At 57.2% G+C, this 20,161-nt stretch carries 21 protein-coding genes and 1 tRNA gene; all 22 read right to left on the reverse strand.

The annotated features are described in order from the left end of the window. Window positions 1-5: 5 nt before the first annotated feature. Window positions 6-668, reverse strand: coding sequence for a 30S ribosomal protein S3 (gene rpsC / locus AB4090_RS08830; protein WP_369573505.1), 663 nt, complete (start codon window positions 666-668; stop codon window positions 6-8). A gap of 11 nt (window positions 669-679) precedes the next feature. Continuing rightward, window positions 680-1,012: a 50S ribosomal protein L22 gene (gene rplV / locus AB4090_RS08835; protein ID WP_369573506.1), complete on the reverse strand. Its 333-nt coding sequence runs from the start codon at window positions 1,010-1,012 to the stop codon at window positions 680-682. Window positions 1,013-1,022: 10 nt separating this feature from the next. Next, entirely contained in the window at window positions 1,023-1,298 is a 276-nt protein-coding gene (gene rpsS / locus AB4090_RS08840) for a 30S ribosomal protein S19 (RefSeq protein WP_369573507.1), read from the reverse strand. Between the two features lie 20 nt (window positions 1,299-1,318). Continuing rightward, window positions 1,319-2,143, reverse strand: coding sequence for a 50S ribosomal protein L2 (gene rplB / locus AB4090_RS08845; RefSeq protein WP_369573508.1), 825 nt, complete (start codon window positions 2,141-2,143; stop codon window positions 1,319-1,321). An 18-nt stretch (window positions 2,144-2,161) separates the two neighbouring features. Further along, entirely contained in the window at window positions 2,162-2,455 is a 294-nt protein-coding gene (gene rplW, locus AB4090_RS08850) for a 50S ribosomal protein L23 (RefSeq protein WP_369573509.1), read from the reverse strand. After that, window positions 2,452-3,069: a 50S ribosomal protein L4 gene (gene rplD / locus AB4090_RS08855; protein ID WP_369573510.1), complete on the reverse strand. Its 618-nt coding sequence runs from the start codon at window positions 3,067-3,069 to the stop codon at window positions 2,452-2,454. The genes rplW and rplD overlap by 4 nt, the downstream gene beginning before the upstream one ends. A gap of 14 nt (window positions 3,070-3,083) precedes the next feature. Beyond that, window positions 3,084-3,716, reverse strand: coding sequence for a 50S ribosomal protein L3 (gene rplC / locus AB4090_RS08860; RefSeq protein ID WP_369573511.1), 633 nt, complete (start codon window positions 3,714-3,716; stop codon window positions 3,084-3,086). A gap of 10 nt (window positions 3,717-3,726) precedes the next feature. Beyond that, complete coding sequence (gene rpsJ, locus AB4090_RS08865) at window positions 3,727-4,035, reverse strand: 30S ribosomal protein S10 (RefSeq protein ID WP_215871596.1); 309 nt, start codon at window positions 4,033-4,035, stop codon at window positions 3,727-3,729. Continuing rightward, window positions 4,035-5,225 carry an elongation factor Tu gene (gene tuf / locus AB4090_RS08870; RefSeq protein WP_369573512.1) on the reverse strand — a complete coding sequence of 397 codons (1,191 nt, stop codon included), beginning with the start codon at window positions 5,223-5,225 and terminating at the stop codon, window positions 4,035-4,037. Before tuf ends, rpsJ begins: the two co-directional genes overlap by 1 nt. Window positions 5,226-5,247: 22 nt before the next feature. Then, the gene (gene fusA, locus AB4090_RS08875; protein ID WP_369573513.1) at window positions 5,248-7,347 is read right to left on the reverse strand and encodes an elongation factor G; all 2,100 of its coding nucleotides are present in this window, start codon (window positions 7,345-7,347) and stop codon (window positions 5,248-5,250) included. 33 nt (window positions 7,348-7,380) lie between these two features. Beyond that, the gene (gene rpsG / locus AB4090_RS08880; protein WP_369573514.1) at window positions 7,381-7,851 is read right to left on the reverse strand and encodes a 30S ribosomal protein S7; all 471 of its coding nucleotides are present in this window, start codon (window positions 7,849-7,851) and stop codon (window positions 7,381-7,383) included. Between the two features lie 28 nt (window positions 7,852-7,879). After that, window positions 7,880-8,251, reverse strand: coding sequence for a 30S ribosomal protein S12 (gene rpsL, locus AB4090_RS08885; RefSeq protein ID WP_215871765.1), 372 nt, complete (start codon window positions 8,249-8,251; stop codon window positions 7,880-7,882). 111 nt (window positions 8,252-8,362) lie between these two features. Further along, window positions 8,363-12,511 (reverse strand): DNA-directed RNA polymerase subunit beta', encoded by a 4,149-nt coding sequence (gene rpoC / locus AB4090_RS08890; RefSeq protein ID WP_369573515.1) that lies wholly within the window; start codon window positions 12,509-12,511, stop codon window positions 8,363-8,365. A gap of 33 nt (window positions 12,512-12,544) precedes the next feature. Further along, window positions 12,545-16,633 carry a DNA-directed RNA polymerase subunit beta gene (gene rpoB / locus AB4090_RS08895; RefSeq protein WP_369573516.1) on the reverse strand — a complete coding sequence of 1,363 codons (4,089 nt, stop codon included), beginning with the start codon at window positions 16,631-16,633 and terminating at the stop codon, window positions 12,545-12,547. 112 nt (window positions 16,634-16,745) lie between these two features. Continuing rightward, on the reverse strand, window positions 16,746-17,135 hold the full coding sequence (gene rplL, locus AB4090_RS08900) for a 50S ribosomal protein L7/L12 (RefSeq protein WP_369573517.1): 390 nt from the start codon (window positions 17,133-17,135) through the stop codon (window positions 16,746-16,748). A 24-nt stretch (window positions 17,136-17,159) separates the two neighbouring features. Next, on the reverse strand, window positions 17,160-17,678 hold the full coding sequence (rplJ, locus tag AB4090_RS08905; protein WP_369573518.1) for a 50S ribosomal protein L10: 519 nt from the start codon (window positions 17,676-17,678) through the stop codon (window positions 17,160-17,162). A gap of 145 nt (window positions 17,679-17,823) precedes the next feature. Further along, window positions 17,824-18,513, reverse strand: coding sequence for a 50S ribosomal protein L1 (rplA, locus tag AB4090_RS08910; protein WP_369573519.1), 690 nt, complete (start codon window positions 18,511-18,513; stop codon window positions 17,824-17,826). A 3-nt stretch (window positions 18,514-18,516) separates the two neighbouring features. After that, window positions 18,517-18,945, reverse strand: a complete 429-nt coding sequence (rplK, locus tag AB4090_RS08915; RefSeq protein ID WP_369573520.1) for a 50S ribosomal protein L11 — start codon at window positions 18,943-18,945, stop codon at window positions 18,517-18,519. A 49-nt stretch (window positions 18,946-18,994) separates the two neighbouring features. Further along, window positions 18,995-19,528 (reverse strand): transcription termination/antitermination protein NusG, encoded by a 534-nt coding sequence (nusG, locus tag AB4090_RS08920; protein WP_369573521.1) that lies wholly within the window; start codon window positions 19,526-19,528, stop codon window positions 18,995-18,997. Window positions 19,529-19,530: 2 nt separating this feature from the next. Beyond that, entirely contained in the window at window positions 19,531-19,878 is a 348-nt protein-coding gene (gene secE, locus AB4090_RS08925; RefSeq protein WP_369573522.1) for a preprotein translocase subunit SecE, read from the reverse strand. A gap of 20 nt (window positions 19,879-19,898) precedes the next feature. Next, window positions 19,899-19,974 (reverse strand) — tRNA-Trp (locus AB4090_RS08930). A 73-nt stretch (window positions 19,975-20,047) separates the two neighbouring features. After that, window positions 20,048-20,161, reverse strand: a 114-nt coding sequence (locus AB4090_RS08935) for a hypothetical protein (RefSeq protein WP_369573545.1), incomplete at its 5' end; no start/stop codon positions are given.

Here is a 20,161-nt window from a genome sequence, read left to right on the forward strand (position 1 = left end):
TCTCCTTACTTCTGCGCGGCAGCAACGCTAGCGGCGCTGCTCCATTCCAGAATTTCGCCCTTGAAGATCCAGACCTTGATACCGATAATTCCGTAGGTCGTTTTTGCTTCGGCGAAACCATAATCAATATCGGCGCGCAGGGTGTGCAGCGGCACGCGCCCCTCACGATACCATTCGGTGCGCGCGATTTCCGCACCACCAAGGCGCCCGGCGCAGTTGATGCGCATCCCTTGTGCACCAAAACGCATGGCGTTAGTGACGGCGCGTTTCATTGCGCGTCGAAACATGACTCGGCGCTCCAGTTGCTGGGCAACATTTTCGGCAACCAGTTGCGCGTCTAATTCCGGTTTGCGGATCTCTTCGACATTCACATGCACCGGAATCCCCATACGCTTTTGTACTTCAGCGCGCAGATTCTCGATGTCCTCGCCTTTCTTGCCGATTACCACGCCAGGACGCGCAGTATGCAGCGTGATCCGCGCGCTACGCGCTGGACGCTCCACAGTAATGTCGGAGATAGCAGCGCCACTCAGACGCTTGCGGATGAAATCGCGGATGCGAATATCTTCCAGGAGTTTGTCTTTGAAATCAGCCTTACCGTACCAGCGCGAGTTCCAATTCTTAATGATTCCCAGACGCAGTCCGATTGGATTGGTTTTCTGACCCATATTTTCCTCGCTTACTGTTCGGATACGACGATGGTGATGTGGCTGGTGCGCTTGAGGATTCTCGTGCCGCGCCCTTTGGCGCGTGCAGCAAAACGCTTCAGTACGGCGCCACCATCGATCATGATGGTCTCAACCACCAATGCGTCGACGTCTGCACCTTCGTTATTCTCAGCGTTGGCAATCGCAGACTCCAAACACTTCCGAATGGGCAAGGCTGCTTTTTTCTGCGTAAAGCGAAGAATGTCGAGCGCCTTGTCGACCGGCTGCCCACGCACAAGGTCGGCAACCAGCCGCGCCTTTTGCGGCGACATTTGCAATCCTTTGAGTACTGCCGTTGATCTCATCTCAATTTCCTCAACGCTTGGCTTTCTTGTCGGCAACGTGGCCCTTGAAGGTCCGGGTCAACGCAAACTCGCCGAGTTTATGGCCCACCATATTCTCATTCACGACCACTGGAATATGTTGTTTGCCGTTATGCACTGCGAACGTAAGGCCGATAAAATCCGGGGTAATGGTAGAACGGCGCGACCAGGTCTTGATCGGCTTGCGACTATTGCTCGCCTGGGCATCCTGGACCTTTTTGTCGAGATGTTGGTCCACAAATGGACCTTTCTTGATGGAACGTGGCACGACGAATTCCTCTTCCCTGATCAAGCCTTCCGGCGGCGAACGATCATGCCGCTGGTACGTTTGTTACGACGGGTACGATACCCCTTGGTCGGCTGCCCCCAGGGAGAAACCGGGTGACGCCCACCTGAGGTGCGCCCTTCACCACCACCATGTGGATGATCGACGGGGTTCATGGCCACGCCGCGAACCGTAGGACGAACACCCCGCCAGCGGGTGGCACCCGCCTTACCCAACTGCCGCGTTCCGTGTTCATCATTACCGACAACACCCAATGTGGCGCGGCAGGATACATGAATTTTGCGCACTTCACCAGAGCGCAGGCGGACTTGGGCATAATCACCCTCGCGCGCCATCAACTGGGCAGAGGCACCGGCGGAGCGCGCAATCTGCCCGCCCTTGCCTGGGCGCAGCTCAATATTGTGTACCACGCTGCCTACCGGGATCTTACGCAGCGGCATGCAATTACCAGCCCGCACCGGAGTATCTTCGCCAGACATGAGCGTGTCACCGGCCTGCACACCTTTGGGCGCAAGGATATAACGGCGCTCACCGTCGGCATAACAGAGGAGAGCTAGATGGGCGCTGCGGTTGGGGTCGTATTCGATACGCTCCACCTTGGCCGGGATGTCATTCTTGTTCCGGCGAAAATCGACCATACGATAATGCTGCCGATGTCCACCACCGGCATGCCGGCGGGTAACGCGACCGTGGTGATTGCGTCCACCAGTATGCGACTGACTGCTGGTCAGGCCTTTGACCGGAGCTCCCTTGTGGAGCTCAGGATTAACGACCTTGATGACGAAACGTCGCCCTGCAGAGGTCGGTTTGGTACGTACGAGAGCCATGATTATCCCCTATTTCTCTCAGGCAATGCCAAAGTCGATGCTGTTGCCTTGGGCGAGGCGCACATAGGCCTTCTTCCAAGCGGAGCGACGCCCTTGTTGGCGCCCCATACGCTTCGGCTTACCGTCATAGTTCAGCGTCTGGACGGAAAGAACGTTGACCTGAAACAACTTTTCTACTGCCGATTTGATCTCGGCCTTAGTCGCGTCGCGGGCAACGCGAAAAGCATACTGATTCGCTGCCTGGGTCTGCATCGTGCTTTTTTCGCTCACCACGGGCGCTAGCAGCACGAGATATTGACGTTCGTTGTTCATCCGTACACCTCCGCAAATTTATTCGCCGCGTCAGCGTCCATCAGTACCCGTCCATAGCGCAGCAGGTCGGCGGGACCAACGTCCTGCCATTCCGCAAGTCCGACGTGCGGAAAATTCCGCAAGGACAAAAAGAAGTTGACCGGCGCTTCCGCCATAACAACCAGCACGTCGTCACCACCAGCGGCCTGCAACCAGGTACGCCCCAGCTTTGCCTTCGGCTCCGCAAAGTCTTCGGCGGTGATGATCTGTAGCCGGTCCTGCCGCAAGAGTTCAGCTAACGCACTACGCATCGCGCCGGCCCACATTTTCTTGTTGACCTTTTGTTTGTAGCTCTGGGTAACGCCGGGAAATGCGCGACCGCCGCCGCGCCAGATGGGGCTGCGAATACTGCCCGCACGCGCACGCCCGCCGCCCTTCTGCTTCCATGGCTTACGCCCGCCACCACGAACTGCCGCGCGGTTTTTTTGCACCGCAGTACCGCTGCGTAGGCCAGCCAACTGCGCAACCACTACCTGATGTAGCAACGCCTCGTTATAGGGTGCGGCGAAAACGGAATCCGCCAGTTCGATTTTTCCACCCTTGCCGCTACTAATGTGAATGCTATTTACTTCCATTGTCCTGCCCCCAATTACCCACGTACCGTCGGGCGCAAGAGTACGTCGCCCTCATTGGCACCGGGAACGCTACCCTTGATCATCACCAGACGCCGCTCAACGTCAACGCGCACTACCTCAAGGTTGAGAGTGGTGACCTGTTCGTTGCCCAATTGTCCGGCCATTTTCTTGCCCTTAAATACCCGGCCAGGGGTCTGGCGACAGCCAATGGAACCCGGCGCACGATGGGACAAGGAGTTACCATGGCTGGCACGGTTGCTGCGGAAGTTATGCCGCTTTATGGCACCCGCGAATCCTTTACCCTTACTGATACCGGTCACATCAATCCGCTGTCCGACGGTGAACATGTCTATGGACAACTCCTGCCCAGCCTGATAAGAACCAGACTCATTCAGGCGAAACTCACGCAAAAAACGGCGGGGTTCTACGGCGGCCTTACGGAAATGGCCGGCCATTGCCGAGCTTAGGCGTTGTGGTCGAACACTGCCGACGCCAACCTGAACCGCGTCGTAACCGTCATCTGCCTGGCTTTTTACCTGGGTGACGAGGTTTTCCGCTAGATGAATTACGGTTACCGGGACAACCGTGCCGCCTTCTCCCGCCACCCGCGTCATACCGACTTTGCGACCTATCATGCCGATCGTCATTTCCTTCTCCTTACAGCTTGATCTCTACATCGACACCAGCGGCAAGGTCGAGCTTGATGAGCGCATCGACGGTTTTGTCGTTGGGGTCAAGAATGTCCATAAGCCGCTTGTGAGTACGTTGTTCGAACTGATCACGGGCATTTTTGTCCACGTGCGGCGAGCGCAGAACCGTGAAGCGTTCGATCTTGGTTGGCAAGGGGATAGGGCCGCAGACCCGCGCACCCGTGCGCCGCGCCGTTTCAACGATCTCCGCTGCGGAGATGTCGAGCATACGGTAGTCGTAAGACTTCAGACGAATACGAATCTTGGAACCTTCCATCACTCCACCACCTTCGACACGACGCCGGCGCCGACGGTACGGCCACCTTCTCGTACCGCAAAACGCAAACCGTCTTCCATCGCGATCGGCGCAATCAAGGTCACCTTGAACTGCACATTGTCGCCCGGCATTACCATCTCCACACCTTCCGGCAGATCCACCGCACCGGTCACGTCCGTCGTGCGGAAGTAAAACTGCGGACGGTAGCCGTTGAAAAACGGCGTGTGACGACCGCCCTCTTCCTTCGACAACACGTACACTTCAGCCTCAAACTTGGTGTGCGGCTTGATCGTGCCCGGCTTCGCCAAGACCTGACCACGCTCCACATCGTCTTTCTTCGTACCACGCAACAAGACGCCAACGTTGTCCCCCGCTTGACCCTGGTCGAGAATCTTGCGGAACATCTCTACACCCGTCACCGTCGTCTTACTCGTCGGACGAATACCAACAATCTCAACTTCCTCACCCACCTTGACTAATCCGCGCTCAATACGCCCAGTCACTACCGTGCCACGACCAGAAATACTGAATACGTCTTCAATCGGCATCAAGAAGGCCTTGTCTACTGGACGCTCCGGCATCGGAATGTAGCTGTCCATCGCCTCCGCCAGCTTGAAGATCGCCGGCTCGCCGATGTCACTTTGATCCCCTTCCAGAGCTTTCAGCGCCGAGCCAATCACCACCGGGATGTCATCACCGGGGAACTCGTACTTGGATAGCAGCTCGCGCACTTCCATTTCGACCAGCTCCAACAGTTCGGCGTCATCCACCATGTCGGCCTTGTTCAGGAACACAACAATGAACGGTACACCAACCTGACGCGCCAACAGGATGTGCTCGCGCGTTTGCGGCATCGGACCATCAGCCGCCGAACACACCAAAATCGCGCCGTCCATCTGCGCCGCTCCGGTGATCATGTTCTTCACGTAGTCAGCATGCCCAGGGCAATCGACGTGCGCATAGTGACGATTCGCCGTCTCATACTCCACGTGCGAGGTCGCAATCGTGATGCCACGCGCACGCTCTTCCGGCGCGTTGTCAATCTGATCATAGGCCCGAATCTCGCCACCAAACTTCGCCGACAATACCTTCGTCAGCGCCGCCGTCAGCGTGGTCTTCCCGTGATCCACGTGACCAATCGTTCCCACGTTTACGTGCGGCTTCGTCCGCTCAAACTTTCCCTTGGACATGAAATACTTCTCCCGTTACGACTTAGCGCTGACTCTTCTTGACGATGGCCTCGGCGACGTGCCCAGGCACTTCCATATACTTCTCGAACTGCATGCTGTAGGTGGCACGCCCCTGCGACAGCGAACGCACAGTAGTGGCATAACCGAACATCTCTGCCAACGGCACTTCGGCCTTGATGACCTTGGCACCTGCTTCATCGTCCATACCCTGCATCACCCCGCGACGACTGTTGATGTCGCCGATGATGTCGCCCATGTATTCTTCGGGCGTGACCACCTCGACCGCAAAAATCGGCTCCAAAAGGACCGGGTTCGCTTTCGCCGCACCAGCCTTGAAGCCCATGGACCCGGCAATCTTGAACGCCGCTTCGGAAGAATCGACGTCATGGTAAGAACCATCGAAGATGGTAACCTTGACATCCACCACCGGAAAGCCGGCGACTATACCACCTTCGAGGGCCTCGTGCACGCCCTTTTCCGTCGGCCCAATGTATTCCTTGGGCACCACGCCGCCGACGACGGCATTCTCGAATATGAACCCTGCACCCGGCTCCAACGGCTCCAAGCGCAGCCAGACATGGCCATACTGCCCCCGACCACCGGACTGACGTACAAACTTACCCTCGGACTCGACGGACTTGCGAATCGTTTCTCGGTATGCCACTTGCGGCGCGCCCACCGTGGCCTCGACGTTAAACTCACGTTTCATACGATCGACGATGATCTCAAGATGCAACTCACCCATACCAGAGATGATGGTTTGCCCGGACTCCTGGTCGGTACGCACACGGAAAGAGGGATCCTCCTGAGCGAGCTTGCCCAAAGCAATACCCATCTTTTCTTGGTCGCTTTTGGTTTTTGGTTCCACCGCCACATGAATCACCGGCTCCGGAAACTCCATTTGTTCCAGAACGATTTCTTTGTCGAGATCACAAAGGGTATCACCCGTATAGGCGGTCTTCAGGCCCACCGCCGCAGCGATGTCACCGGCCAGCACTTCCTTGATTTCTTGCCGCTCATTGGCGTGCATCTGCAGGATACGACCGATACGCTCCCGCTGCCCGCGCCCCGGATTATACACCGTAGACCCTGCATTCAGGACGCCGGAGTAGACCCGGAAAAAGGTAAGCTGGCCAACAAACGGATCTGTCATGATCTTAAACGCCAACGCCGAGAACGGCTCGCTGTCGCTAGCATCGCGATTCATATCGGCACCGCTGTCTGGATCGCTCCCCTTCACTGCGGGAATGTCGGTGGGAGAGGGCATATAATCCAGAACGGCGTCCAGCATTGCCTGCACGCCCTTGTTCTTGAAGGCACTGCCACAGAGCACTGGAACAATCTCACTAGCAATTGTTGCCTTGCGCAGGGCAACCTTGAGTTCGTCGATAGAAATCTCCTCTCCTTCGAGGTATTTCATCATCAACTCTTCATCAGTGTCACAGATCGCCTCCACCATAGTGTGGTGAGCAGCCTCTGCGGCTTCCTTCAGATCAGCCGGGATCTCTTCTTCCACAAAAGTGGTTCCCTGGTTCGCGTCATCCCAGTTGATCGCCTTCATCTTCATGATGTCGATCACCCCCCGGAAGCGCTCCTCCTCACCGATCGGCAACTGAATGGCGATGGCGTTACCCTTGAGCTTACCGCGGATCTGCTCGACTACGCGCAGAAAGTTTGCACCCTGGCGATCCATCTTGTTAACGAAGGCCATGCGGGGCACACCGTACTTGTTTGCCTGCCGCCACACCGTTTCCGACTGCGGCTGCACACCGCCGACGGCACAAAAGACCGCCACGGCACCATCGAGCACGCGCAGGGACCGCTCGACTTCAATGGTGAAGTCTACGTGTCCGGGGGTATCGATGATATTGATGCGATGCTCGGCGCGTTTGGCATCCATACCCTTCCAGAAACAGGTGGTAGCCGCCGAGGTGATGGTGATGCCGCGCTCCTGTTCCTGCGCCATCCAGTCCATGACCGCCGTGCCTTCGTGCACCTCACCGATTTTGTGGGAAACACCGGTATAAAACAGGATGCGCTCGGTTGTAGTGGTCTTACCGGCATCAATGTGTGCCATAATGCCGATGTTACGATAACGATCGATGGGAGTTGTGCGCGCCACGAATGAGTCCTTGCGTTTGCAGAGCGAAAAGGGTTACCAGCGGAAGTGCGAGAAGGCCTTGTTGGCCTCGGCCATACGGTGCGTCTCTTCCCGCTTGCGCACTGCATTACCGCGATTCTCGGCAGCCTCAAGAATTTCCGCCGCCAAGCGGTTGCCCATGGATTTCTCGTTACGCTTGCGCGCCGAGTCACGCAGCCAACGCATGGCAAGCGCCATGCGACGGTCAGAGCGAATTTCCACCGGCACTTGATACGTCGCACCACCAACACGGCGGCTTTTGACTTCCACGACCGGCCGGACGTTATCCAAGGCCTTGCGGAAGATCTCCATCGCGTCGGACTTGCTCTTCTCGGCAACAATATCGAGGGCACCATAGACAATCTTTTCAGCAACACTCTTCTTGCCGTCACGCATCAGGACGTTGGCAAATTTTGCAAGGACTTCTTCCTTGTATTTAGGATCCGGCAGAACGATCCGCTTGGGCACTTCTCTACGTCTTGGCATCTCTCAAACTCCTTAGATTCCGGAACCCTTACTTGGGCCGCTTGGCGCCGTACTTCGAACGCCGCTGCTTGCGATTCTTGACGCCAGCGGTATCGAGCGTGCCACGAATGATGTGGTAGCGCACACCGGGAAGATCCTTCACACGGCCGCCGCGAATCAAGACGACGGAGTGCTCCTGCAGGTTATGCCCCTCACCGGGAATATAGCTACTAACCTCGTAGCCATTGGTCAAACGCACACGCGCCACTTTGCGCAAAGCGGAGTTTGGTTTTTTGGGCGTCGTCGTATACACGCGGGTACAGACGCCCCGCTTCTGCGGATTGGCCTCAAGGGCCGGTACCTTGCTTTTGGCAACCGGAGCCTTGCGCGGCTTACGGACCAACTGGTTCAGTGTGGGCATAACTTCTCCAAAAAACGAAGGGCGGCATGCCATTTGCCGCCAATGAGAGCGCGCATTTTATGGACGCGCGCTCGAACTGTCAAGAAAGATCAGAGGACTGCAATCTTGCGATCACTCAGCCGTTACCGCCTCGGCTTCGCCCTCGCTGCCACTATCGACCAGGCTCTCACCGCGATTACGCCGGCGACGATGCTCATGATAGGCGAGACCAGTACCGGCGGGTACCAGACGGCCAACGATAACGTTCTCCTTCAAACCGCGCAGATCGTCGACACGGCCGGAGACGGCGGCTTCAGTAAGCACGCGAGTAGTCTCCTGAAAACTGGCAGCGGAGATGAAAGATTCGGTGGACAAACTCGCCTTGGTAATACCGAGCAGCATCGGGGTAAACCGGGCTGGTTCTTTGCCCGCCGCTTCGAGAACGGTGTTCTCCTCTTCCACACGAGCGCGATCGACCTGATCACCAGTGATGAAGCTGCTATCACCTGCATGGTTGATCTCTACCTTGCGCAGCATCTGCCGCAAGATCACCTCGATGTGCTTGTCATTGATACGGACACCCTGCAATCGGTAGACGTCCTGCACTTCATCCACAATGTAATTGGCCAGCGCCTGCACACCGAGGACGCGGAGGATGTCGTGTGGTACCGGTTGTCCTTCCACCAATGGTTCGCCAGGGCTGACGCGCTCGCCTTCATAGACGGTAACGTGACGCCCTTTGGGAATCAGATACTCGTGAGCATCACCATTCTCATCCGTAACCAACAAGCGCTGCTTACCCTTGGTATCCTTGCCAAAACCGACGATGCCGTGGTGCTCAGCGATAATGGCATAGTCCTTTGGACGCCGCGCTTCGAAGAGCTCGGCTACACGCGGAAGACCACCGGTGATATCGCGGGTTTTGCTGGTACCCACCGGCAAACGCGCCAAGGTATCACCAGGCTGCACCTGCGTCCCATCTTGCACCGCAATGATTGCGCGTGGGGGGAGGTAGTAACGTGCGGGCAAATCCGTACCCGGCAACTTGAGATCCTTGCCCTTAGCATCCTGCAATAGGACAACGGGACGCAGATCACGTCCACTGGCTGGACGCTGTTTGGGGTCGATCACCGCTTGCGTGCTAAGGCCGGTAATGTCATCGCTCTGCGAGATGACACTCTGTCCTTCGATAGCATCCTGCAATGCTGCGGTACCGGCGATCTCGCTGACAATGGGGCGCGTATGTGGGTCCCACTCAGCAATACGTTTGCCGGGAGTTACCGCCTCGCCATCCTGTACCAGGATGGTGGCGCCATAGGGTACTTTGTAGCGCTCCTTTTCCCGTCCTTGCTCGTCCGTCACCGCGATTTCGCCATTACGACCGACGACGACGTGACGCCCGCTTGGATGCTCTACCGAACGCAGGTTACTGTGGAAGCGAATCAGCCCCCCCTGCTTGATGTCGATGCTGCTCTGCGCCGCAGCTCGACTCGCCGCACCACCGATATGGAAAGTGCGCATGGTCAGCTGTGTACCCGGCTCACCAATCGACTGCGCGGCGATCACACCAACCGCTTCTCCGGCATTGACCAGATGTCCACGCGCCAGATCGCGTCCATAGCAAAGGGCACATACTCCATGCCGCGACTTGCAGGTGAGCGGCGAGCGCACCTTGAGGGCATCGACACCCAGTTCATCAAGCTGTCCGAGCAACTGTTCGGTAAGCAGGGTGTTGCGTGGGATCGCGACCTCACCGGTATTCGGATGCAAGACGTCTTCCGCCGTTACTCGCCCCAGCACTCGCTCGCGCAGGGCCTCCACGACCTCACCACCTTCGACCAGGGCCATCATCGGTAGGCCATCCTCGGTGCCACAATCGTGCTCGACGACCACCAAATCTTGGGTCACATCGACCAAACGACGGGTCAGGTAGCCAGAATTAGCTGTCTTCAACGCCGTATCAGCAAGACCTTTGCGGGCGCCGTGGGTGGAGATGAAGTACTGCAATACGTTCAAGCCCTCACGGAAATTCGCGGTGATGGGAGTTTCGATGATGGAGCCATCGGGCTTGGCCATCAGCCCGCGCATACCAGCAAGTTGGCGCAACTGTGCGGCGGAACCACGCGCCCCGGAGTCGGCCATCATATAGATGGAGTTGAAGGAAACCTGCTCGGTCTCCTGGCCATCGGGCAGGGTGACCTTTTCCTTGCTCACCCGGTCCATCATTGCTTTGGCCACCTCGTCGGTCGCACGCGACCAGATGTCGACGACCTTGTTGTAGCGTTCGCCTTCAGTGACCAAGCCCGAAGTATACTGGTCCTGAATGGTCTTCACCTCGTCTTCCGAGCGCGCCAGAATGACGTCCTTTTCCGGCGGCGTAACCATGTCGCCTGCACCAAAGGAGATACCAGCACGGGTCGCCATGCGGTAGCCGGTATACATCAACTGATCAGCGAAAACCACAGTATCCTTGACGCCCAAGGTGCGGTAGCAGGTGTTGATCAATTCGGCGATGGCCTTCTTTTTCAGCACCCGATCAATGACGGAGAAGGATAACCCCTCGGGCAGGATATCGCTGAGCATGGCGCGGCCAACCGTAGTCTCAAAGCGCTCGCCGCGGAAACGCATGGTGATACGCGCATGCATACCGACTTCACCGTTTTCGTAGGCGCGCCGCACCTCCGCGCTATCCGCAAAGCGCATACCCTGACCCTTGGCGTCGAGACGCTCCTGGGTCATGTAGTAGAGGCCTAGCACAATGTCCTGCGACGGCACGATGATCGGGTCACCATTGGCCGGGCTGAGGATGTTGTTGGTGGACATCATCAGGGTACGCGCCTCAAGCTGTGCCTCGAGAGACAGCGGCACATGTACCGCCATCTGGTCACCGTCGAAGTCGGCGTTGTACGCAGCACAGACCAGCGGATGCAGCTGGATCGCCTTGCCCTCAATGAGCACTGGCTCAAAAGCCTGAATGCCAAGCCGGTGCAAGGTAGGCGCACGGTTGAGCATGACCGGATGTTCCCGGATCACCTCTTCGAGAATATCCCAAACCTCCGGTTTTTCCGACTCGACCAAGCGTTTTGCCGCCTTGATGGTAGTCGCCAGACCACGCTCTTCCAGCTTGTTAAAGATGTACGGTTTGAACAGCTCCAGTGCCATTTTTTTTGGCAGACCGCACTGATGCAGCCGGAGCTCTGGCCCGACGACAATCACCGAGCGGCCAGAGTAGTCGACGCGCTTGCCGAGCAAGTTCTGACGGAAGCGCCCTTGCTTGCCCTTGATCATGTCGGCGAGGGATTTGAGCGGACGCTTATTGGGACCGGCAATGGCACGTCCACGGCGGCCATTATCGAGCAGCGCGTCTACCGCTTCTTGCAGCATACGTTTTTCGTTGCGCACGATAATGTCGGGTGCCTTCAACTCAAGAAGCCGCTTGAGACGGTTGTTACGGTTGATGACACGACGATAGAGGTCATTGAGGTCGGAAGTCGCGAAGCGTCCACCATCCAACGGCACCAACGGCCGCAGATCCGGCGGCAAAACCGGCAACACCTCGAGAATCATCCACTCGGGACGGTTACCAGAGGTAACGAACGACTCGAGGATCTTCAGTCGTTTGGCCAGCTTCTTGGTCTTGGTGTCAGAGTTACTGGCAAGCAGCTCTTCGCGAATCTGCTCAATCTCGCTCTCCAGCGGTATGCCTTTGAGTAGTTCGCGGATACCCTCCGCCCCCATCATCGCCTGGAATTGATCGCCATAGGCCTCGAGGGCATCGAGGTACTGGTCTTCACTAAGGATCTGGCCGCGCTGCAGATCACTGACGCCAAGATCAACATCAATCACCACATAGGCTTCAAAATAGAGCACACGCTCGATGTCGCGCAGGGGCATATCGAGGATCATGCCCATGCGACTGGGCAGGGACTTGAGGAACCAGATGTGTGCTACCGGGCTGGCCAATTCAATGTGCCCCATGCGCTCTCGCCGCACGCGCGCCTGGGTGACTTCCACGCCGCACTTCTCGCAGACAACGCCGCGGTGCTTGAGACGCTTGTACTTGCCACAAAGACATTCGTAATCTTTGATCGGCCCAAAGATCTTGGCGCAAAACAAGCCTTCACGTTCCGGCTTGAAGGTGCGATAGTTGATGGTTTCCGGCTTTTTTACCTCACCGTAGGACCAGGAGCGGATCTTATCTGGCGAAGCGATGCCAATACGGATGGCATCAAATTCTTCCTGCCGATCGTTTTGCTTGAAAAGCTTGAGGAGGTTATTCAAGTGACTCTTCCTTATCCGAAGCCTGCGGATACCTTAGACCGATTGTTCCAGTTCGATGTCGATGGACAGCGACCGCAGTTCCTTCAACAAGACGTTGAAAGACTCCGGCATTCCCGCGTCCATGCGGAAATCACCCTTGACGATGGATTCATACATTTTACTGCGCCCGGAGACGTCATCGGACTTGACCGTGAGCATCTCTTGCAGGGTATAGGCGGCACCATAGGCCTCCAAGGCCCAGACCTCCATTTCTCCGAAACGCTGACCACCAAACTGCGCTTTACCGCCCAACGGCTGCTGCGTAACCAAGCTGTAGGGTCCAGTGGAACGGGCGTGCATTTTGTCGTCGACCAAGTGGTGCAGTTTGAGCATATATAAGTAGCCCACCGTTACCGGACGATCGAAGGCCTCTCCACTACGCCCGTCGTAGAGGGTTACTTGACCACTACGGGGTAGCCCGGCCAGCTCCAGCATATCGCGAATATCTTCTTCGGCAGCGCCATCGAATACCGGCGTCGCCATAGGCACACCATTACGCAGGTTCTCCGCCAATGCCAGGACTTCGTCATCGCTCAGACTATCGATGTTCTCTATCTTGCCGGTGCGATTGTAGATCTCCGTCAGGAAGGCGCGCAGTTCCACCATCGCCCGCTGTTGCTCAAGCATCTCGCCAATGCGCCGCCCCAAACCCTTCGCCGCCCAACCCAAGTGGGTTTCGAGAATCTGCCCGACGTTCATACGCGAAGGTACGCCGAGCGGATTGAGCACGATGTCGACGGAGGTACCGTCGGCCAGGTAGGGCATGTCTTCCACTGGTACGATCTTGGAGACCACACCCTTGTTACCGTGACGACCGGCCATCTTGTCGCCGGGTTGTAACTGCCGCTTCACCGCCACGTGCACCTTGACCATTTTCAGCACACCCGGGCTGAGATCGTCACCCTGGGTAAGCTTCCGCCGCTTTTCCTCGAGCACCGCATCCAAACGCTCGCGCTGCTGCTCAAGCTGAGCGCGGATCTGCTCCAACGCTTCGTTGCTTTCCTCACTACGCAAACGGATGTCGAACCAGCGGTCCCGCGCCAATTCCTTGAGGTAGGTCTTGGTGATCTTGGCGCCCGCGGCCAGTCCTGCTGGACCGCCTTCTGCAACCTTGCCCATGAGCAGGCGTTCGATACGCTGATAGGTATCCGACTCGAAAATGCGGTACTCATCCTGCACGTCCTTGCGGATTTTCTTGAGCTGCTCTTCCTCGATCGCCTTGGCACGGGCGTCTTTCTCAATGCCGTCGCGGGTGAAGACCTGCACGTCGATCACCGTGCCATACATACCCGCTGGCATACGCAGGGAATTGTCCTTCACGTCGGAGGCCTTCTCGCCGAAGATGGCACGCAGCAATTTCTCCTCCGGGGTGAGCTGCGTTTCGCCCTTGGGCGTGACCTTGCCCACGAGAATATCGCCGGGCGCCAGTTCCGCACCGATCACGACAATACCGGACTCATCCAGATGCCGCAGGGCACCCTCAGAGACGTTGGGGATATCGCGAGTAATCTCTTCCGGCCCCAGCTTGGTATCCCGGGCATAGACCGGGAATTCCTCGATATGAATGGTGGTGTAACGATCTTCTGCCACCACGCGCTCGGAAATGAGGATGGAGTCCTCGAAGTTGTACCCGTTCCACGGCGTGAAGGCGACCAGGATATTCTGCCCCAGCGCCAATTCGCCCAATTCTGTGCTCGGGCCGTCGGCAAGGACGTCGCCACGCGCCACTTCATTGCCAACAGCCACAATCGGCTTCTGGTTAAGCGTAGTGTTCTGGTTGGAACGTGAGTACTTCACCAAATTGTAGATATCTACACCCGGTTCGCCTGGTTGTGTCTCGTCGTCATTGACGCGCACGACAATACGAGCGCCATCGACACTGTCAACTACACCACCACGGCGGGCAGTAATGGCCGCACCGGAGTCGATAGCCACGACTCTCTCCATCCCGGTGCCCACCATCGGCGCATCGGAGCGCACCGTCGGCACCGCCTGACGCTGCATGTTCGAGCCCATGAGGGCGCGGTTGGCATCGTCATGCTCGAGGAAGGGGATGAGGCTCGCAGCAACGGAAACGATCTGCCGCGGCGAGATATCCATGAGCTGCACCTGATCTGGCGCCACCAGCAAGGTTTCACCCTTGTGCCGACAGGAGACGAGCTCATCCAGCAGGTGATTGTCCGGCCCCAGAGGCGAGTTCGCCTGGGCAATCACATAATGCCCCTCGTCGATCGCGGAAAGATAGATCACCTCATCGGTGGCTTGGCTAGCGACCACCTTACGATAAGGGGTTTCCAGGAAACCATAGCCGTTGGTACGGGCAAAGCAGGCCAGGCTGTTGATCAAACCAATGTTTGGCCCTTCCGGCGTCTCAATCGGGCAGATACGTCCATAGTGGGTGGGATGAACGTCGCGCACCTCGAAACCGGCACGCTCACGCGTCAAACCACCGGGACCCAAGGCCGACACACGGCGCTTGTGCGTCACTTCGGACAAGGGATTGGTCTGGTCCATGAACTGCGAGAGCTGACTTGAGCCAAAAAACTCATTCACGACCGCGGCAATCGGCTTGGCATTAATGAGATCCTGCGGTGTTAGCCCCTCACTCTCGGCCAGGGCCAAGCGATCCTTGACCGCCCGTTCGACACGTACCAACCCCAAGCGGAACTGGTTTTCCATCAGTTCACCAACGGAACGCACGCGACGATTTCCCAGGTGATCAATGTCGTCAATCTCACCAATACCATTGCGCAGGTCCACCAGGACCTTCATCACCGCGATGATGTCCTCGTTGCTGAGTACGCCGGAACCAGTAATCTCTTCGCGACCCACACGGCGATTGAACTTCATCCGACCCACTTGCGACAGATCATAGCGATCAGCGCTGAAGAACAAGCCCTGGAACAGTGTCTGCGCCGAGTCCTTGGACGGTGGTTCGCCGGGGCGCATCAAACGATAGATCTCGATCTGCGCCTCGTGCGCATCACGCGCGGTGTCGATACGCAAAGTCTCGGAAATATAAGGCCCGCGGTCGACTTCGTTGATGAACAGGGTCTCAATGCGCAACGGCGCCAATTGCCGCAGTTTCTTCACCACCTCATCATCAATCAAGTCGTTAGCTTGCAAGATCAATTCGCCCGTGGCTTCATCCACCAGATCGCGGGCCAAGACCTTACCCAGCAAAAACGCCTCGGGAATTTCCACCTCAATCGACTCGCCGATTTCCTGCAGTTGGCGCACGTGCCGAGCGGTAATGCGCTTACCTTTGGCAACAATAATTTCGCCACTCTGCGGATGAGCGATGTCGAATACCGCGATATCACCCTGCACCCGACTGGGACGCAGTTGATAGAAGAGCTGCACGCCATCGACGCGAAATTCCTCAGTGTCGAAGAACATCCCGAGGATGTCCTCAGTTCCGTACCCCAGCGCCCGTAGCAGCGTCGTCGCCGGCAACTTGCGCCGCCGGTCGATACGCGCGTAGAGGTGATCCTTAGGATCGAATTCAAAGTCCAACCAGGAACCGCGGTAAGGAATGATGCGAGCATTAAAAAGCAACTTACCCGAGGAGTGCGTCTTGCCGGCATCATGGGCAAAGAACACGCCCGGGGAACGGTGCAACTGCGAGACAATCACACGCTCGGTGCCATTGATGATGAAGGAGCCATGCTCAGTCATCAGCGGCAGTTCGCCCATGTAGACGTCCTGCTCTTTTACGTCTTTGATCCGCTTAGCGCCGGTACTATCATCCTTTTCGTAGAGTGCGAGACGCAAACGCACACGCAGCCCCGCACAATAGGTGGCACCGCGCTGGTGACATTCCATCACATCAAAGACTGGGCGCTCCAATCGGTAGCTCACATAGTCCAGACGTGCGTTACCGGAATAGCTCTCCATTGGGAAGAGCGAGCGGAATACCGCCTCAAGGCCCGTATCGCTGCGCGCCGCAGCGGGAGTTTCAGCCTGGAGAAACTCGCGATAAGAATCCATCTGGGTTGCCAATAGGTAAGGCACCGGAAGGATACTTTGGCTATTACCAAAGTCTTTACGAATCCGTTTCTTTTCCGTAAAAGAGTAGGCCATGAGTGCTCCGCGCGATAATCGCTAGATTACGAACCAAAAAGACGGCATGCCGCCAATAATGAGGGGCTGGCGACCAATGGTCGCCAGCCATCTTGGGTATGAAGGGGAGATCTTACTTGATCTCGGCCTCGGCACCCGCTTCCACCAACTGCTTTTTGATGTCTTCCGCCTCGGCCTTGGCAATACCTTCCTTGACCGGTTTCGGCGCACCGTCCACCAGATCCTTGGCCTCTTTCAGGCCGAGACCGGTAATGGCACGCACCACCTTGATGGTGTTGACCTTGTTGGCCCCAGCGGAGGTCAGGATGACATCAAACTCCGTCTGCTCCTCGGCAGCGGCAGCACCCTCACCAGCGCCGCCAGCCGCCGCGCCAGGGGCAGCCACAGCAACCGCCGCAGCGGATACACCAAACTTCTCCTCCATATCCTTGATCAGCTCGGAGAGCTCGAGGACGGTCATGCCAGCAATGGCATCCAGGATTTCTGCTTTCGATAAAGCCATGATCTTGTTGCTCCTAAAAACGAATTAAGCTGCTTGATCGCGCACTGCAGCGAGGGTGCGGACGAAACGTCCGGGAACCTCGTTGAGGGTACGCACAAAGGTAGAGATGGGCGCCTGCATGGTTCCCATGAGCTTGGCCAGCAACTCCTCGCGCGAGGGCATCTTGCTGAGCTGCTGGAGCGCTTTCGCGTCCATGAGCTTGGCTCCCAGGGCACCGCCGGTGATGACAAGCTTGTCATTGCCTTTGGCAAAGTCACTCAGGACTTTGGCCACTGCCACCGGGTCTTCGCTGGCAGCGAAGACCAACGGCCCAGTCAACAACGGCTCCATCACCGCAAAGTCAGTCCCAGTCAGCACACGCTTGAGCAAGGTGTTTTTCACCACCTGCACATGCACCGACTGCTTGCGAGCCGCAACCCGTAGCGCCGTCATCTGAGCGACGCTCAGACCCCGGTATTCCGCTACGGCCATGGCTTGGGCATTGATCAACTTTGCTTGCAGGGCAGCAACTACCTGTTCTTTATCAGCGAGTTTCAGACCCACGTATTGCTACCTCCAGTTGGACAGAGGCGGCCAGAAAATCCTGGCGCGCCGTCGCCTACGCAGGGTGTGATTTTAAGGCCGAAGCCCCCTACGGTCTTTGAACGCCGGCTTGCGCCGACACACCCCACCGCGATGGTGGAATTCCTTACAGCCCGGCCGGATCCACGGCAACACCAGGACCCATGGTCGGATTGACACTGATCTTACGAATGTAAATACCCTTGCTCGTGGCTGGCTTAGCCTTCTTCACACTGTCGAGGAGCGCAAGAAAGTTGGCGTGCAGGTCTTCGACCGCAAAGGACGCCTTGCCAATGCTGCTGTGCACAATGCCACCCTTGTCAGCGCGATAGCGCACCTGACCACCCTTGGCATTTTGCACCGCAGTGCGCACATCTGCAGTCACCGTACCTACTTTCGGGTTGGGCATCAGACCACGCGGGCCCAACACCGGACCCAAGGCGCCAACTACGCGCATGGCGTCAGGTGTGGCGATGACCACGTCAAAATCCATCTGGCCGGCTTTTACTCGCTCGGCCAGATCTTCCATTCCGACGATGTCGGCACCGGCCTCTTTTGCCTCATTTGCCTTGTCACCAGTGGCAAACACGGCGACGCGCATGGTTTTACCGGTACCCTTGGGCAGAACCACCGCACCGCGAACCACCTGGTCTGACTTACGCGGATCAATACCGAGGCCGATAGCTACGTCCACGGACTCTGGGAATTTCGCCGTTGCCGTTTGTTTTACTAAGGCCAACGCCTCATCGAGGGCATAACGCTGATTCCGATCAATCAGGGCAAGCGCCGCAACCACACGCTTCGATTTCTGTGCCATGTCTTAGCCCTCCACCGTCAGACCCATACTACGGGCAGTACCACGAATGCTGCGCTTGGCAGATTCCATATCTTCCGTGTTCAGGTCGGGCAATTTGGTCTTGGCGATTTCTTCTACCTGCGCCTCGGTAACCTTGCCCACCTTGTTGGTATTTGGGCGCCCGCTGCCGGATTTCAGCCCCGCCGCCTTCAGCAGAAGAACCGGCGCAGGTGGCGTTTTGACGATAAAGCTGAAGCTCTTATCGGCAAAAACGGTAATGACTACCGGTAGCGGCAGGCCGGGCTCGATCCCTTGCGTTTGGGCGTTGAAGGCCTTGCAGAATTCCATGATGTTCAAACCACGCTGACCCAGTGCCGGACCAATTGGCGGGCTCGGGTTGGCTTGCGTCGCCTTCACTTGGAGCTTGATATAGCCCGTAATTTTCTTTGCCATTGAGACTCCTCGAGGTGCAAACGCCGTCAGGCTCCCTCAAATGATAAAATCAGATCTTTTCGACCTGACCAAAATCCAGCTCCACTGGAGTGGAACGTCCAAAAATAGTCACCGAGACGCGCAATTTGCTCTTCTCGAAATTGACTTCTTCGACCACACCATTGAAGTCCTTGAAAGGTCCTTCAACCACGCGGACTTGCTCGCCCGCCTCAAAGGTAAACTTGGGACGAGGCTTCTCCACACCTTCTTTGATGCGTTCAAGAATTGCATCGGCCTCTGCCTCAGTGAGTGGGTGCGGCTTACCGACACTGCCGCCCACAAACCCCGTCACCCGCGGCGTATTTTTGACCAGATGCCAGGTCTGATCGTTCATTTCCATTTGCACGAGCACATACCCCGGATAAAACATCCGTTGCGAAGTTGCTCGCTGGCCATTGCGCATTTCCACGACTTCTTCCACCGGGACGAGGATCTCACCAAAGAGATCCGCCAAACCCTCGCGCCGGGCGCGCTCGCGGATCTCTGCTTGCACCCGCTTTTCAAAACTGGAAAAGGCATGAACCACATACCAACGCATTGCCATGACTAGGCGCCTCCCAAGGCAAAACGGACGATGGCCAGCAAGGCTAGATCAACCAACCACAGAAACAAGGCGATGACGATGATCAGCGCAAGTATCACTGCAGTGCTGCGCAGTAGTTCTGGGCGGCTCGGCCACACCACCTTGCGCAGTTCCACATAGGACTCGCGAAAGAACTGCAACAGCGTCGACGCGCCCTCACTCCAGGCGAAGAAAGCCAAGGCAAGCAAGACGCCAACGATCAAAGCGATGCTGGGCACGTACGTGCCAAAACGAAGCGGGATCAGAAAATAGGCGAGCACCCCCAAGGCAGCAAAAAATGCCGCAACATAGAGTTTCACTTTTTCTGACATGAATGCCGCTTCCTAAAATATGGCAGGGCAGGAGGGGCTCGAACCCCCAACCTGCGGTTTTGGAGACCGCTGCTCTACCAGTTGAGCTACTGCCCTGCGGAAACATAGGGCGGCCACCGCGGCCGCCATCGCGAAGGTCTACCGGTAAGCAGACCCTGACTCTCGATAATTACTCGACGATCTTCGACACGACGCCGGCGCCGACGGTACGGCCACCTTCTCGTACCGCAAAACGCAAACCGTCTTCCATCGCGATCGGCGCAATCAAGGTCACCTTGAACTG

The organism is Acidithiobacillus sp. IBUN Pt1247-S3 (assembly GCF_041146875.1).
Lineage (GTDB): Bacteria > Pseudomonadota > Gammaproteobacteria > Acidithiobacillales > Acidithiobacillaceae > Igneacidithiobacillus.

Excerpts from the sequence above, each read along its gene's own strand:
- rplL (WP_369573517.1), bottom strand. The coding sequence starts at position 17,135 with ATGGCTTTATCGAAAGCAGAAATCCTGGATGCCATTGCTGGCATGACC.
- rpsG (WP_369573514.1), bottom strand. The coding sequence starts at position 7,851 with ATGCCAAGACGTAGAGAAGTGCCCAAGCGGATCGTTCTGCCGGATCCT.
- rplD (WP_369573510.1), bottom strand. The coding sequence starts at position 3,069 with ATGGAAGTAAATAGCATTCACATTAGTAGCGGCAAGGGTGGAAAAATC.
- rplC (WP_369573511.1), bottom strand. The coding sequence starts at position 3,716 with ATGACGATCGGCATGATAGGTCGCAAAGTCGGTATGACGCGGGTGGCG.
- rplK (WP_369573520.1), bottom strand. The coding sequence starts at position 18,945 with ATGGCAAAGAAAATTACGGGCTATATCAAGCTCCAAGTGAAGGCGACG.
- rpsL (WP_215871765.1), bottom strand. The coding sequence starts at position 8,251 with ATGCCCACACTGAACCAGTTGGTCCGTAAGCCGCGCAAGGCTCCGGTT.
- rpsC (WP_369573505.1), bottom strand. The coding sequence starts at position 668 with ATGGGTCAGAAAACCAATCCAATCGGACTGCGTCTGGGAATCATTAAG.
- rplW (WP_369573509.1), bottom strand. The coding sequence starts at position 2,455 with ATGAACAACGAACGTCAATATCTCGTGCTGCTAGCGCCCGTGGTGAGC.
- rplA (WP_369573519.1), bottom strand. The coding sequence starts at position 18,513 with ATGGCACAGAAATCGAAGCGTGTGGTTGCGGCGCTTGCCCTGATTGAT.
- secE (WP_369573522.1), bottom strand. The coding sequence starts at position 19,878 with ATGTCAGAAAAAGTGAAACTCTATGTTGCGGCATTTTTTGCTGCCTTG.
- rplB (WP_369573508.1), bottom strand. The coding sequence starts at position 2,143 with ATGGCTCTCGTACGTACCAAACCGACCTCTGCAGGGCGACGTTTCGTC.
- rpoB (WP_369573516.1), bottom strand. The coding sequence starts at position 16,633 with ATGGCCTACTCTTTTACGGAAAAGAAACGGATTCGTAAAGACTTTGGT.
- nusG (WP_369573521.1), bottom strand. The coding sequence starts at position 19,528 with ATGGCAATGCGTTGGTATGTGGTTCATGCCTTTTCCAGTTTTGAAAAG.
- rpsJ (WP_215871596.1), bottom strand. The coding sequence starts at position 4,035 with ATGGAAGGTTCCAAGATTCGTATTCGTCTGAAGTCTTACGACTACCGT.
- rplV (WP_369573506.1), bottom strand. The coding sequence starts at position 1,012 with ATGAGATCAACGGCAGTACTCAAAGGATTGCAAATGTCGCCGCAAAAG.
- tuf (WP_369573512.1), bottom strand. The coding sequence starts at position 5,225 with ATGTCCAAGGGAAAGTTTGAGCGGACGAAGCCGCACGTAAACGTGGGA.